Origin of the sequence: Pseudomonas sp. UFMG81 (assembly GCF_015354575.1) — a bacterium.
Classification (GTDB): domain Bacteria; phylum Pseudomonadota; class Gammaproteobacteria; order Pseudomonadales; family Pseudomonadaceae; genus Aquipseudomonas.
Map to the genome: position 1 here is coordinate 14,950 of NZ_JACAFQ010000005.1, position 14,237 is coordinate 29,186.

A 14,237-nucleotide genomic window follows, 5' to 3' on the forward strand; every position below is an offset into this window, starting at 1 on the left:
CGGCCTTGTGTCGCGAAAGGGTCTCGGAGCGGCCCCAGATCTCAGTGTTGCTGCAAAATCGCCGGGGCTGCTCTGCAGCCCAATCGCGACACAAGGCCGCTCCTACAGCGATAGGGCCAGTACAGCCTGCACAAGACCTCACAGGCTCTCTTCATCCTCTTCGGGTAACCCATCCCCCAACGGCAGCCACGGCAACCGGCTCCCCACCCAGATATGCCGGGTCGGGCGCACCCGCTCAGGATGATCCAGCGTCGCCACCGTCACATCGATAGTCTGCGGGCTGCGCTCGGTCGCCAGGGCCACATGCGCCCCACAGTTGCCACAGAAGTACCGGCTGCAACCAGCCGGCGCCACATACCGCTGCGGCGACCCCGACACCCATTCGAAACTCGCCAGGGGCAGGGTGACCCACGTCACCAATGTGCCGCCACTGACCCGCCGGCAGATCGAGCAATGACAGTGTGCGACATCACCCAGATCGCCCTGCAACCGGTACCGTAGAGCGCCGCAATGGCACCCACCCGCAACCACGTCCGTCATCGGATCGACCTCCCGTCACTTCGCCAGCGGCGAAAGCTGGCTGAAAGCTTGCCCGCATAGGATAGCGCCACTACCGGCAAAGACCGGTCAGCCAGGGCACCCGGAATCTTCCATGCCCGGCCCAATCAACAACAACAATGGTGATTCCCGATGTTTTCCTGTGCCCGCCTTCCCGCCGTACCCCCGCGCCTACTCCCCGCACAGCGCCTGACGCGCTGATCCGCCCGAATCGTCTTTCCTTTCGCCGCGCCACGCCTGGAGTACCGCCATGCTGACCTTCCTCGGCTTCGCCATGGTCATCACCTTCATGTACCTGATCATGACCAAGCGCCTGTCGGCCTTGATCGCCCTGATCCTGGTCCCGATCCTGTTCGCCCTGTTCGGCGGCTTCTACAGCGACATCGGCCCGATGATGCTGCAAGGCATCAGCAAGCTTGCGCCCACCGGCGTGATGCTGATGTTCGCCATCCTGTATTTCGCCCTGATGATCGATTCCGGCCTGTTCGACCCGGCCGTGCGCAAGATCCTCAAGCTGGTCAAGGGCGACCCGCTGAAAGTCTCGGTCGGCACCGCCGTGCTGGCCCTGGTCGTCTCCCTCGACGGTGACGGCGCCACCACCTACATGATCTGCTGCGCCGCCATGCTGCCACTGTACAGCCGCCTGGGGATGAGCCCGCGGATCATGGCCGGCTTGATCATCCTCGCCGGTGGCGTCATGAACATGACCCCGTGGGGTGGCCCCACCGCCCGCGCCGCCAGCGCCCTGCACGTCGACCCATCGGACATCTTCGTGCCGATGATCCCGGCCATGGCCTTCGGCGTAGCCGCGATCCTGGCCATCGCCTACTGGTACGGCCTGCGTGAGCGCGCCCGCCTGGGCGAGCTGCACCTGCCCACCGACGACATCGACCACAGCGAAATCAGCGTGTCGCAGTTCCCCGAAGCACGCCGCCCCAAGCTGATCTGGTTCAACGGTGCCCTGACCGCCGCACTGATGGTCGCGCTGATCGCCGGCGCGCTGCCATTGCCGGTGCTGTTCATGATCGCCTTCAGCATCGCCATGATCGTCAACTACCCGTGCCTGCAACAGCAGAAGGACCGTATCGGCGCCCACGCCTCCAGCGTGCTGGCCGTGAGCGGGCTGATCTTCGCCGCTGGCATTTTCACCGGCATCCTGTCGGGCACCGGCATGGTCGACGCCATGTCCAAGAGCCTGCTCGCCGTGATTCCGGAGGCGTTCGGCCCGTACATGGCAGTGATCACCGCGCTGGTGAGCATGCCGTTCACCTTCTTCATGTCCAACGACGCCTTCTACTACGGCGTACTGCCGGTGCTGTCGGAGTTCGCCAGCCACTACGGCGTCACCCCGGTGGAAATGGCCCGCGCGTCGATCGTCGGCCAACCGGTGCATCTGCTCAGCCCGCTGGTACCCTCCACCTACCTGCTGGTGGCCCTGGCCGGCATCGAGTTCGGCGATCACCAGCGCTTCACCCTCAAGTGGGCAGTGCTGGTGTGCCTGTGCATAATGTTCGGCGCACTGGCCCTGGGCACGTTCCCGCTGTTCAGCAGTCTGTAATACAAGCGCTTCAACCACCTGCAATGCGCCCGTTTATCGGGCGCATTGCCTTTACCGCTCGAAGGAATACACATGGAATGGCTGACCAGCCCGGAAATCTGGGTTGCCTTTTTCACCCTCACGGCCCTTGAGATCGTGCTCGGGATCGACAACATCATCATGATCTCGATCCTGGTCAGCCGCATGCCCAAGCACCTGCAGCCGCGCACGCGGATCTTCGGCCTGGCCCTGGCCATGGTCACCCGGATCCTGTTGCTGCTGTCGATCACCTGGGTCATGCGCCTGACCGACGACCTGTTCCATGTGTTCGGCCAGGGTATCTCCGGTCGTGACCTGATCCTGTTCTTCGGCGGCCTGTTCCTGCTGTGGAAAAGCTCGCAGGAGATCTACCACGGCCTGGAAGGCGAGGACGAAAGCCCGGACGAACCGAAAGGCGCGGGCGGCAAGTTCTTCTACACCATCATCCAGATCGCCATCATCGACATCGTGTTCTCGCTGGACTCGGTGATCACCGCGGTGGGCATGGTCTCTCACGTACCGGCCCGTCGCTGAAGATGCTCGCGCTTTCGTTCCTGATCGTCGTCGGTACCGTGCTGATCGCCGAATCTTTCGACGTGCACGTTCCGAAGGGCTACGTCTACTTCGCCATGGCCTTCTCGCTGGCGGTAGAGGCGATCAACATCCGCATGCGCACTGCGGCGGCGCGCAAGAAGGGTGAAGAGCCTGACGCGGTGAAACTGCGCAAGGACATTCCGGGTCAATAAGCCTGGGACGCGTAGTACAGAGAGGGCCCTTCGGGGCCCTCTTTTGTTCTGCCTGCGCGGGCCCCATCGCCGGCAAGCCGGCTCCCACAAGTTCAGTGCAGCCCTGTGGGAGCCGGCTTGCCGGCGATGAGGCCGGGGAAGGTTTCAAATAGATTTCACCCATGCCAAGCTGGCAGCCACTGCGCAAAACAACTAAAGCTTCAGTGAGCACTGGAAAAACCAGCCCACCCCCGGGCCAGGCTCACCGCCGCACCATTGGCCCCGCCCAGGGGCATAGAAGAACAGGGGGCCCGACCATGCTGACCTTGCTCAACCTGCTATCCGCCGTGGCCTTGCTGGTCTGGGGTACCCACATCGTGCGTACCGGCATCATGCGCGTCTATGGCTCGAACCTGCGCCGCGTGCTCAGCCAGAACATGAACAAGCGCCCGCTGGCGTTCATCGCCGGCATCCTGGTCACGGCCATGGTGCAGAGCAGCAACGCCACCGCCATGCTGGTCACCTCCTTCGTCGGCCAGGGCCTGATGGTGATGACCCCGGCCTTGGCGATCATGCTCGGCGCCGACGTGGGTACCGCACTGATGGCGCGGGTGCTGACCTTCGACCTGTCCTGGCTGTCGCCGCTGCTGATCTTCCTCGGGGTGATCTTCTTCCTCTCCCGCAAGCAGACCCGCGCCGGCCAGCTGGGCCGGGTCGGTATCGGCCTGGGCCTGATCATCCTGGCCCTGCAACTGATCGTGCATGCCGCCACCCCGATCACCCATGCCCAGGGCGTGAAAGTGCTGTTCGCCTCGCTGACCGGCGACATCCTGCTCGACGCCTTGGTCGGCGCGCTGTTCGCCATGGTCTCCTACTCCAGTCTCGCCGCCGTGCTGCTCACCGCCACCCTGGCCGGCGCCGAGGTGATCAGCCTGCCAGTGGCCATCGGCCTGGTGATCGGCGCCAACATCGGCAGCGGCCTGCTGGCCTTCCTCACCACCAGCCTGCAGAACAGCGCCGGGCGCCGCGTGGCCCTGGGCAGCCTGCTGTACAAGCTGATCGGCCTGCTGCTGATCATCCCGGTGCTGCACCCGCTGGTGGACTGGATGGACAGCCTGAGCTTCAGCCCGCAGGAGCTGGTGATCGGCTTCCATCTGCTCTACAACACCATGCGCTGCCTGCTGATGCTGCCCACGGTGAAACTCATGGGGCGGCTGTGCGAGAGCTTGCTGCCCGATCGCGGCAACGGCAACGGCCACACCCAGGCCCGTCACCTGGACCCCACCGCCCTGACCACCCCGAGCCTGGCGTTGGCCAACGCCGTGCGCGAAACGCTACGCCTGGGCGACCTGGTCGACAGCCTGCTCGAAGCCATGCTCGGCGCCCTGCGGGGTACCCAGGCCGCCTTGCCGCAGCAGGTGCGGGCGCTGACCGAGGACGCCGAGGCCCTGTACAACGCCATCAAGCTGTACCTGGCACAGATGCCCCGCGAAGACCTCAGCGACCAGGACAACCGGCGCTGGGCCGAGATCATCGAGCTGGCGATCAACCTCAAGTTGTCCAGCGACCTGATCGAGCGCATGTTGCGCAAAGTGCAGCAGCAGAAGACCTCGCAGCGCCGCGAATTCTCGCAGATCGGCCTGGAAGAGCTGACCGGCCTGCAAGAGCAGTTGCAGGCCAACCTGCGCCTGGGCCTGTCGGTGTTCCTCAGCGCCGACCCGCAGAGCGCGCACCAGCTGTTGCGCGAAAAACGTCGCTTCCGCGCCCAGGAACGGCGCCTGGCCCATGCCCATGTCAGCCGCCTGCAACGTAAAGTGGTGCAGAGTATCGAGACCAGTTCGCTACACTTGGAACTCATTGCCGACATGAAGCGGTTGAACTCTTTGTTCTGCAGCAGTGCCTATGTGGTACTGGGCGGCACCGACACCGGCGGGCTGATGCTCGACAGCGTGCCGGACGAAGCCCGCCAGCCCTGAGCCCTTGCCCCCGGAGACCGTAGCTCGCCCATGCGTTGCCTGATGTTCGTCTGCCTGTTGATCGCCAGCCTGAACACCTTCGCCCTCGACCGTTCACGGGTGGAAGGCTACCTGTTGCCCAACGGCCTGCAGGTGATCCTCAAGTCCGGCTACGAGCGCGACCATGTGTCGATCCGCCTGGTGGTGGGCGTGGGCCTGGACGACTTCGACTGCAACCAGCGCGAGCTGCCGCACCTGCTCGAACACCTGCTGTTCAGCGGCATCGACGACACCGGCGAAGGCGGCCTGGAAGAGCGCTTGCAGGAGCTGGGCGGGGAGTGGAACGCCTTTACCAGCAGCGCCGACACCACCTTCGTCATCGAGGCCCCGGCGCGCAACCAGCGCAAGGTGCTCGACCTGTTGCTGGCCCTGCTGCGCGACACCCGCATCGACGCCAAGGCCCTGGACAACGCCAAGCGCATCATCGAGCGCGAGGACGGCGGCCACTACGGCCACCTGCAACGCTGGCTCGACCGCCAGGAAGTCGGCCACCCGGCCAGCGACCAGCTGGCCACCGAGCTGGGCCTCAAGTGCAAAGAGCGCTCCGACCTCGACGACATGACCCTGGAGCAGGTGCAGCACCTGCGCGAGCACTGGTACGCCGCCAACAACATGACCCTGATCGTCGTCGGCGGCCTCGACCGCCTGCTGCCGGCCTACCTGGAACGCACCTTCGGCGAGCTGCCGGCGAGCGAGCCCGAAGAGCGGCGCACCCTCGACGGCATCAGCCAGCAGGCCGAACAGCGCCGCGACCTGACCCGCGGCTGGCTGGGCGACAACGTCAAGCTGCACTGGTTGTTCATCGAGCCGACGCTCGAAGAAGGCCATGACCAGACCCTCGAGCTGCTGTCGCGCTACCTGGACTGGGCGCTCTACGACCAGCTGCGCCTGCGCAACGGTTTGTCCTACGGCCCTTCGGCGCAGCGCGAAAGCGTCGGTGACAGCGGCCTGCTCAGCCTCAACGCCGACCTCGAACGCCAGGATGTCGACAAGGCGGTGAAGGTGCTCGAGCAGCTGTTCGAGCACCTGCGCAAGCATGGCCTGGACCCGGACACCTTCGCCCGCATCAAGGCGGCGGCGATAGCCCGCGAAAGCTGGACCACCCAAGGCAACACGGCGCTGGCCGACTATTACTGGGGCGCGCTCAATGCCTACGAGAACGGGCGCTTCACCGACCCGGTCCGCCAACTGCGCCAGGTCAGCCTCAAGCAGGCCAACGATGCCCTGCGCCAATTGCTCAAGGAGCAGGGCTACCTGCGCATCGAGAAACCACTGCTCGGCTATGACGAGCTCTATGGGCTGGTGGCCTTGCTGCTGGGGTTGATCGTGGCCATCGGCCTGATCCGCTGGCGCCGCGTAGTGGCGAATCGCCCCAGCGGTGCTACACGAAAGTAGGGGTTCGGCGGTATCCTGTGCCGGCCTCTTCGCGGGTAAACCCGCTCCCACATGGCTCACCTGTAACCTGTGGGAGCGGGTTTACCCGCGAAGAGGCCCGAGCAGCCTCCAATCACCTGTCATAGCCCCATGCCCCCAATACCCAACTTCGTCCTGCGCGTGATCGAACTGCTCAAGCGCTACCCCGGCATCATCGCGCTCTATGGTTTCCTGTCGGGTATCGGCAGTTTCATCCTGGTCGACCGTCAGGCCGGCCTGGCCCGCTGGATCGCCATCGTGATGCTGGTCAGCTGGGTCTGGCTGATGCTGGAGAACACCCTCACCGAGCTGTTCGCCCGCACCTTCAAGCGCGAGATCCCGCAGCCGCTGCTGCGCTTCGCCACGCAGATGATCCACCAGGAAAGCCTGTTCTTCGTCCTGCCGTTCTTCTTCATCACCACCACCTGGAACAGCGGCCAACTGATCTTCACCGGCCTGCTCGGTGCCGCCGGGCTGATCTCGATCATCGACCCGCTGTACCACAAGTGGCTGGCCCCCCGGCGCTGGCTGTTCCTGGCGCTGCACACCCTGACCCTGTTCGCGGCGATGCTCACGGCGCTGCCGATCATCCTGCACCTGACCACCGCGCAAAGCTTCAAGCTGGCGCTGATCGCCGCCATGGTGCTGTCGTTCCCGAGCCTGGCCAGCAGCTTCCCGATCAACACCTGGCGCCGCGGCGTGGCCTTGGTGCTGGTGACCCTGGCGGTAGGCGGGGGCGGCTGGCTGCTGCGCTCCTGGGTGCCACCGGCCACCCTGTGGATGACCGACGTGGCGGTGAGCACCGAGGTGATCAACCGCCAGCCGGGGGCTTCGCTGGAGGAAGTCGCCGCCAGCCGCATCCGCAATGGCGGGCTGTACGCCTATACCGCGATCAACGCCCCGCGCGGCCTGAACGAGCGCATTTACCACGTGTGGCAACTGGACGGCAAAGAGGTCGACCGTATCGCCCTGGACATCCACGGCGGGCGCAAGGAAGGCTACCGAGCCTGGACCCACAAGCAGAACTTCCCGCCCAACCCGGTGGGCAAGTGGCAGGTGCGGGTGCTGACCGAAGACGGCCAGGTGATCGGGGTGCTGCGCTTCAAAGTGGTCGAAGACGCGCCAAAGCCCCTGTAGGAGCGGCCTCGTGCCGCGAAAGGGCCGCAACGCGGCCCCAGGATTTCGGCGGTGATGCTTAAATGGCTGGGGCTGCTACGCAGCCCTTTCGCGGCACAAGGCCGCTCCTACAGGAATGCACTGCTCATCGCTGCCTGCTGCGCTATGATCTGACTCGCCACCCGCCCGTCAGAAGCATGGAGCCTATGACCGTCCCGAGCGCCACCCTGGACACCCACCAGCAGCCCTCCCGCCTGCGCATCGTCGGCGACTGGACCCTGGCCCACTACACAAGCCTCAAGTGTGAATGCGAACGGCTGCACAACCAGTACGGCGCAGACACCCAGGTCGACCTCAGCCAGCTGGGCCGCCTGGACACCGCCGGCGCCTCGCTGCTGGCCGAACTGCTCGGTTCCGAGCGCCTGTCGCACTGCACCGACCAACTCCCCGAAGCCAGCCGCGCCCTGCTCAAGAACGTCTACTGCTCGGTGCAGGACTACTGCATCCCGGTCAAGGAGCCCGAGCGCCCGGTGCTGCTCCTGCTGCTGGCGCGCATCGGCTGCGCCGTCGACCAACTGTGGCTGGACACCAAACAGGTGCTGGGCTTCATCGGCCTGATCCTGCAAACCCTGTTCCTGCGCCTGTTCCAGCCACACCGCTGGCGCGTCACCCCGGTGGTCGCCCACCTCGAACAGACCGGCCTGGACGCCGCGCCCATCGTCGCCTTGCTGACTTTCCTGGTGGGTGCGGTGGTGGCCTTCCTCGGCGCCACGGTGCTGGCCCAGTTCGGCGCGACCATCTTCACCGTCGACCTAGTGGCGTTCTCTTTCCTGCGCGAGTTCGCCGTGCTGCTCACCGCGATCCTCATGGCCGGCCGCACCGCCAGTGCGTTCACCGCGCAGATCGGCTCGATGAAGGCCAACGAAGAGATCGACGCCATCCGCACCCTGGGCCTGAACCCCATCGAACTGCTGGTGGTGCCCCGGGTGCTGGCGCTGCTGATCGCGTTGCCGCTGCTGACCTTCGTCGCGATGATCTGCGGCATGGTGGGTGGGGCGGTGGTGTGCGCCCTGACCCTCGATATCTCACCGGCCATGTTCCTCTCGCTGCTGCAAAGCGACATCGGTGTGCAGCACTTCCTGGTGGGCCTGGCCAAGGCACCGTTCTTCGCCTTCCTGATCGCCACCATCGGCTGCCTGGAAGGCTTCAAGGTCAGCGGCAGCGCCGAATCGGTCGGTGCCCACACCACCTCGGCGGTGGTGCAGTCGATCTTCGTGGTCATCGTGCTGGATGCCGTGGCCGCGCTGTTCTTCATGGAGATGGGCTGGTGACGGGGCGTGAAGCGGTGATCGAGGCCCGGGGCATCTGCAACCGCTTCGGCAGCCAGAGCGTGCACGAAAACCTCGACCTGGACCTGTACCGCGGCGAGATTCTCGCCGTGGTCGGCGGCTCGGGCAGCGGCAAGTCGGTGCTGTTGCGCAGCATCATCGGCTTGCGTCGGCCCAACGAGGGTACGGTGAAGGTATTCGGCCAGGACCTGGCCACCCTCGACGAAACGCAACGGTCGCTGGTGGAGCGGCGCTTCGGCGTGCTGTTCCAGAAGGGCGCGTTGTTCTCGTCGCTGACCGTCACCGAAAACGTCGCCCTGCCGCTGATCGAGCACGCCGGGCTGTCGCGCGCCGACGCCGAGCACCTGGCCGGGGTGAAGCTGGCCCTGGCCGGGCTGCCGATCAGCGCCGCCGACAAGTACCCGGCCTCGCTGTCCGGCGGCATGATCAAACGCGCCGCCCTGGCCCGCGCCCTGGCCCTGGATCCGGACATCCTGTTCCTCGACGAGCCCACCGCCGGCCTCGACCCGATCGGCGCCGCCGCCTTCGACCAACTGATCCTCACGCTGCGCGATGCCCTGGGCCTGTCGGTGTTCCTGATCACCCACGACCTGGACACCCTCTACACCATCACCGACCGGGTGGCGGTGCTGTCGCAGAAGAAGGTGCTGGTGGCCGGCCCCCTCACGCAAGTCGAGCAGACCGATGACCCGTGGATTCACGAATACTTTCACGGCCCGCGTGGCCGGGCGGCCGAAGACACCGCCCAGCGCGCCCGCCAGGAGCGCTGAACGATGGAAACCCGAGCTCATCATGTCCTGATCGGCCTGGTCACCGTGCTGGTGGTGGCCGGCGCCATGCTGTTCGGCCTGTGGCTGACCAAGTCCAGCGTCGACGATGCCTTCAAGGATTACGAAGTGATCTTCAACGAGGCGGTGTCCGGCCTGTCCCGCGGCAGCCCGGTGCAGTACAGCGGCATCAAGGTCGGCGACGTCACCAGCCTGCGGCTCGACCCGAAGGACCCGCGCCGGGTGCTGGCCCGGGTGCGCCTGAGCGGCGACACCCCGGTGAAGGAGGACACCCAGGCCAAGCTCACCCTCGCCGGGGTGACCGGCAACGCCTTCATCCAGCTCAGCGGCGGCACCCCGCAAAGCCCCGAGCTCGAAGGCAAAGGCGGCAAGCTGCCGGTGATCGTCGCCTCGCCCTCGCCGATTTCGCGGCTGCTCAACGACAGCAGCGACCTGGTGACCAACATCAACATGCTGCTGCACAACGCCAACCAGATGTTCTCGGAAAGCAACGTGGCGCACCTGAGCAACACCCTGGCCAACCTCGACCAGACCACCGGCGCCTTCGCCAGCAAGAAGGGCGGCATCGCCGACGCACTGGCGCAATTGAGCGAGGTCGGCCGCCAGGCCAATGCCACCCTGGCCGAGACCCAGGCACTGATGCGCAACGCCAATGGCCTGCTCGGCACCCAAGGCAAGCAGGCCATCGGCAGCGCCGAGCAGGCCATGCAGTCGCTGGCCCAGAGCACCGCTACCATCAACAGCCTGCTGCAGGACAACCGCCAGTCCCTCGATGACGGCGCCCAGGGCCTCAACCAGATCGCCCCGGCAATCCGCGAGCTGCGCGAGACCCTGAACTCGCTCAAAGGCATCTCCCGGCGCCTGGAGGCCGACCCCAGCGGCTACCTGCTGGGCCGCGACAACAACAAGGAGTTCCAGCCATGAGCCCGTCGCTGCGCCTGGCCGCGCTCGCCGCCACCCTGAGCCTGGCTGCGGCCTGCTCGATCCTGCCGCAAAGCGAGCCGGTGGATATCTATCGCCTGCCGGTCACCCAACCGGCAGGCAACGCCACACCGCTGGACTGGTCGCTGCGCCTGAACAAACCGCTGGCCAGCGAAGTGCTGAGTGGCCCGCGCATCGCGGTGATTCCTCAAGGGGATGTGATCAGCAACTACAAGGGCGCGCGCTGGAGCGACCCGGTGCCACTGCTGGTACGCAACCGCCTGCTCGATGGTTTCCAGCGCGACGGCCGGGTACAGCGCCTGAGCGCCGACGACAGCAACCTGCAGGCCGACTACGAGCTGGGCGGCGAATTGCAGGCGTTCCAGAGCGAATACCGCGCTGGCGACCAGGTGGAGGTGGTGATCCGCTACGACGCGCGGCTGGTGCAGGGCCGTAGCCAGCGCATCCTCGCCAGCAAACGCTTCGAAGTACGCCAGCCCTTGCAGGACAAGCAGGTGGCGGCGGTGGTCGCAGGCTTTGGTTCAGCCAGCGACCAACTGGTGCGCCAGGTGATCGACTGGACCGTGGCTCAGGCAAAGAACCAGTAGCAGACGAGGATCGCCGCAATCACCCCGGCCAGTTCGGCCAACAGGGCGCAGCCCACGGCATGGCGCACGCGCTGAATGCCCACGGCGCCGAAATACACCGCCAGCACGTAAAAGGTGGTCTCGGTGCTGCCCTGGACGGTCGCCGCCACCAGCGCCGGGAAGCTGTCCACGCCGTGGGTCTGCATGGTCTCGATCAGCATGGCCCGCGCGGCGCTACCGGAGAACGGCTTGACCAGCGCGGTGGGCAGGCCCTCGACAAAGCGGGTGTCCAGGCCCATCCAGTTCACCGTATGGCGAATGCCGTCCAAGGCCAGTTCCAAGGCACCCGAGGCGCGCAGCACGCCGACCGCCACCAGCATCGCCACCAGGTAGGGCAGCAGCCCCTTGGCCACGTCGAAGCCCTCCTTGGCGCCCTCGACGAACGCCTCGTACACCTGCACCCGTTTCAGCGCGCCAATCACCAGGAACAGGATGATCACGCCAAACAGCGTCAGGTTGCCGAGGATCGACGACAGGCTGGCCAGGGCGGCTGCCGACAGGGTGCCGAGGAAGGCCATGAAGCCGCCCAGCAGCAGGGCGCCCGGGATCAGGTAGGCGAGCACCACCGGGTCCCACAGGCGCAGGCGCTGCATCACCGCCACCGACAGCAGGCCAACCAGCGTGGAGGCGCTGGTGGCCAGCAGGATCGGCAGGAACACCAGGGTGGGGTCGGTGGCGCCCTGCTGGGCGCGGTACATGAAGATGGTCACCGGCAGCAGGGTCAGCGACGAGGCGTTGAGCACCAGGAACAGGATCTGCGCGTTGCTCGCCGTGGTGCTGCTGGGGTTGAGCTCCTGCAGCGCGCGCATGGCCTTCAGGCCGATGGGGGTCGCGGCGTTGTCCAGGCCCAGGCCGTTGGCGGCGAAGTTCATGGTGATCAGGCCCAGGGCAGGGTGGCCCGGGGGGACTTCCGGCATCAACCGGGCGAACAGCGGGCCGAGCACCTTGGCCAGCCATTCGACGATGCCGGCCTTCTCGGCGATCTTGAGAAAGCCCAGCCACAGCGTGAGGGTGCCGAACAGCAGGACCATGACCTCCACCGACAGCTTGGCCATGGCGAAGATGCTCTCGACCATCGCGGCGAAGATGCCGGCGTTGCCGCCCACCAGCCACTGGGCCAGGGCGGAGATGGCCGCCACCAGGAAAAAGCCGAGCCACAGGCCGTTGAGCATCCGTGTGTTCCCCCGTGAAAAATGCCGGAATGATAGCGCAAACTGGCATTGCACTGCCCTTGTAGGAGCCGGCTTGCCGGCGAACACCGGCTAAGCCGGTGGCCACATCCGCGTCGCCTGCTTCGCCGGCAAGCCGGCTCCTACGGGGGCCATGTCGCCCTGCATAATGCAAAAAGCCCCGACCAGGTCGGGGCTCTTCGTTCAGCGCAAAAGGCTTACTGGTTGACGGTCTTGCCCGCCACTACAGCATCTTTCTTGCCTTTTTCCAGGACCAGCGACTGGTAGTACGCCGCGCCTTTCTCGGCGTCGTACATACCCTGCCACTTGGCGATGACCACTGCGGCCAGGGCGTTGCCCACCACGTTCAGCGCGGTACGGGCCATGTCCATGATGCGGTCGACACCGGCGATGAAGGCCAGGCCTTCCAGCGGGATGCCCACGCTGCCCAGGGTGGCCAGCAGCACCACGAACGACACGCCCGGAACGCCGGCGATGCCCTTGGAGGTGACCATCAGGGTCAGCACCAGCAGCAGCTGCTGGCTCCACGACAGGTCGATGCCGTACAGCTGGGCGATGAAGATCGCCGCGATGCTCTGGTACAGGGTCGAACCGTCGAGGTTGAACGAGTAGCCGGTCGGTACCACGAACGAGCAGATCGACTTCGGCGCACCGTACTTTTCCATCTTCTCGATCACGCGCGGCAGCACGGTCTCGGAGCTGGAGGTGGAGTAGGCGAGGATCAGCTCGTCCTTCATGATGCGCATGATCTTGATGATCGAGAAGCCGAACACACGCGCCACCAGGCCCAGCACCATGAAGGCGAAGAAGGCGATGGCGAAGTACACCAGCAGTACCAGCTTGGCCAGCGGCAGCAAGGAGGCGAAGCCGAAGTTGGCGACGGTGGCGGCGATCAGGGCGAACACGCCGATCGGGGCGTAGTTCATGATCATGTGGGTGACCTTGAACATGGTCTCCGACACGCCCTGGAAGGTGCGCACCAGCGGCTCGCGCAGGTCGGCGTTGAGGCTCGACAAGCCCATCCCGAACATCACCGAGAAGAAGATGATCGGCAGCATTTCGCCACGCATCAGCGCTGCGAAGATATTCGACGGGATCAGGTTGAGCAGGGTCTCGATGAACGCGTGCTCATGCTGCACCTCGGCCGCGGTGGCCTGGTACTTGGAGATATCGACGGTACCCAGGGTGCTCATGTCGATGCCGGCGCCCGGGTGGAACACGTTGGCCAGCACCAGGCCGACGACGATGGCGATGGTGGTCACCACCTCGAAGTAGATGATGGTTTTCAGACCAATGCTGCCCAGTTTCTTCGCGTCGCCAACCCCGGCGATGCCCACGATCAGCGACGAAATCACGATCGGGACGACGATCATCTTGATCAGGCGAATGAAGATGTCGCCAGCGGGCTGGAGGACGTTGCTGATCCACCATGCCTTTTCTGCACTGAAATGATTCAGTAGCGCGCCGACTGCAACGCCCAGCAACAGACCGATGACGATCTGCCAGGCGAGGCTCAGTTTTGCCTTCTTCATGTCATTACCCTTTGTTGTAGTGGTCACGGGCACCTACCGGAAAAGCGCATTGCAGAGCGGCCACAAGCCGATCAACGACGCATTTTTCGGTCCGGCGTCCCCATGCAAGGACACCGCGAGCGAGCATTTCAGGCGCTCGGGCCAGGGAAAAAAGGCGGCAACTATTGCGACGGGAAGGAGGGCAGTCTAATGCCGGAAACGACTACCCCATGCCGAATCGGCATGAGACCGAAAGCCAAAATCGGACATCGCCAAGCCCTTGATTTTCAACGTTCGGATTTCCGAACAAGACCAAAGCGCCATATTTCGGCAGATTTGACGGGATGTTTGGGGGGTATTCGATGGCGTGTTCGACAATCCGAATGGCTGAAATGCCACGTCACCTGACCTGTCGGACAGCTAAAAAA

General features: G+C 65.2%; 11 protein-coding genes and 1 pseudogene. 9 read left to right on the forward strand and 3 right to left on the reverse strand.

The window, feature by feature from the left end; all coding sequences use genetic code 11:
* Nucleotides 1–138: 138 nt before the first annotated feature.
* A complete protein-coding gene (locus IX761_RS05100; protein WP_194788545.1) occupies nt 139–540 on the reverse strand; it encodes a GFA family protein in 402 nt (133 codons plus the stop codon).
* Between the two features lie 268 nt (nt 541–808).
* Here IX761_RS05100 and IX761_RS05105 point away from each other — a divergent pair, with 268 nt between their 5' ends.
* The 9 genes and pseudogenes from IX761_RS05105 (at nt 809) to IX761_RS05145 (ending at nt 11,069) form a co-directional block, all read left to right on the forward strand.
* Nucleotides 809–2,116, forward strand: a complete 1,308-nt coding sequence (locus tag IX761_RS05105) for a CitMHS family transporter (RefSeq protein ID WP_194788546.1) — start codon at nt 809–811, stop codon at nt 2,114–2,116.
* 72 nt (nt 2,117–2,188) lie between these two features.
* Nucleotides 2,189–2,880: pseudogene (locus tag IX761_RS05110) on the forward strand (TerC family protein).
* Nucleotides 2,881–3,176: 296 nt separating this feature from the next.
* Nucleotides 3,177–4,835, forward strand: a complete 1,659-nt coding sequence (locus IX761_RS05115; RefSeq protein ID WP_194788547.1) for a Na/Pi cotransporter family protein — start codon at nt 3,177–3,179, stop codon at nt 4,833–4,835.
* Nucleotides 4,836–4,865: 30 nt separating this feature from the next.
* Entirely contained in the window at nt 4,866–6,269 is a 1,404-nt protein-coding gene (locus IX761_RS05120; protein ID WP_194788548.1) for a M16 family metallopeptidase, read from the forward strand.
* 129 nt (nt 6,270–6,398) lie between these two features.
* Entirely contained in the window at nt 6,399–7,424 is a 1,026-nt protein-coding gene (locus IX761_RS05125; protein WP_194788549.1) for a DUF5924 family protein, read from the forward strand.
* 176 nt (nt 7,425–7,600) lie between these two features.
* The gene (locus IX761_RS05130; RefSeq protein ID WP_194788550.1) at nt 7,601–8,734 is read left to right on the forward strand and encodes an ABC transporter permease; all 1,134 of its coding nucleotides are present in this window, start codon (nt 7,601–7,603) and stop codon (nt 8,732–8,734) included.
* Nucleotides 8,731–9,522, forward strand: coding sequence for an ABC transporter ATP-binding protein (locus tag IX761_RS05135; protein ID WP_194788551.1), 792 nt, complete (start codon nt 8,731–8,733; stop codon nt 9,520–9,522). Before IX761_RS05130 ends, IX761_RS05135 begins: the two co-directional genes overlap by 4 nt.
* 3 nt (nt 9,523–9,525) lie before the next feature.
* On the forward strand, nt 9,526–10,464 hold the full coding sequence (locus tag IX761_RS05140) for an MlaD family protein (protein ID WP_194788552.1): 939 nt from the start codon (nt 9,526–9,528) through the stop codon (nt 10,462–10,464).
* Complete coding sequence (locus IX761_RS05145) at nt 10,461–11,069, forward strand: ABC-type transport auxiliary lipoprotein family protein (RefSeq protein ID WP_194788553.1); 609 nt, start codon at nt 10,461–10,463, stop codon at nt 11,067–11,069. Before IX761_RS05140 ends, IX761_RS05145 begins: the two co-directional genes overlap by 4 nt.
* On the opposite strand, the gene IX761_RS05150 is transcribed toward IX761_RS05145, so the two are convergent.
* The gene (locus IX761_RS05150) at nt 11,051–12,280 is read right to left on the reverse strand and encodes a nucleoside recognition domain-containing protein (RefSeq protein ID WP_194788554.1); all 1,230 of its coding nucleotides are present in this window, start codon (nt 12,278–12,280) and stop codon (nt 11,051–11,053) included. The genes IX761_RS05145 and IX761_RS05150 overlap by 19 nt on opposite strands.
* Nucleotides 12,281–12,495: 215 nt before the next feature.
* Complete coding sequence (gltP, locus tag IX761_RS05155; RefSeq protein WP_194788555.1) at nt 12,496–13,830, reverse strand: glutamate/aspartate:proton symporter GltP; 1,335 nt, start codon at nt 13,828–13,830, stop codon at nt 12,496–12,498.
* Between the last annotated feature and the right edge of the window lie 407 nt (nt 13,831–14,237).

Excerpts from the sequence above, each read along its gene's own strand:
- gltP (WP_194788555.1), bottom strand. The coding sequence starts at position 13,830 with ATGAAGAAGGCAAAACTGAGCCTCGCCTGGCAGATCGTCATCGGTCTG.
- IX761_RS05100 (WP_194788545.1), bottom strand. The coding sequence starts at position 540 with ATGACGGACGTGGTTGCGGGTGGGTGCCATTGCGGCGCTCTACGGTAC.
- IX761_RS05140 (WP_194788552.1), top strand. The coding sequence starts at position 9,526 with ATGGAAACCCGAGCTCATCATGTCCTGATCGGCCTGGTCACCGTGCTG.
- IX761_RS05145 (WP_194788553.1), top strand. The coding sequence starts at position 10,461 with ATGAGCCCGTCGCTGCGCCTGGCCGCGCTCGCCGCCACCCTGAGCCTG.
- IX761_RS05130 (WP_194788550.1), top strand. The coding sequence starts at position 7,601 with ATGGAGCCTATGACCGTCCCGAGCGCCACCCTGGACACCCACCAGCAG.
- IX761_RS05125 (WP_194788549.1), top strand. The coding sequence starts at position 6,399 with ATGCCCCCAATACCCAACTTCGTCCTGCGCGTGATCGAACTGCTCAAG.
- IX761_RS05120 (WP_194788548.1), top strand. The coding sequence starts at position 4,866 with ATGCGTTGCCTGATGTTCGTCTGCCTGTTGATCGCCAGCCTGAACACC.
- IX761_RS05105 (WP_194788546.1), top strand. The coding sequence starts at position 809 with ATGCTGACCTTCCTCGGCTTCGCCATGGTCATCACCTTCATGTACCTG.
- IX761_RS05150 (WP_194788554.1), bottom strand. The coding sequence starts at position 12,280 with ATGCTCAACGGCCTGTGGCTCGGCTTTTTCCTGGTGGCGGCCATCTCC.
- IX761_RS05115 (WP_194788547.1), top strand. The coding sequence starts at position 3,177 with ATGCTGACCTTGCTCAACCTGCTATCCGCCGTGGCCTTGCTGGTCTGG.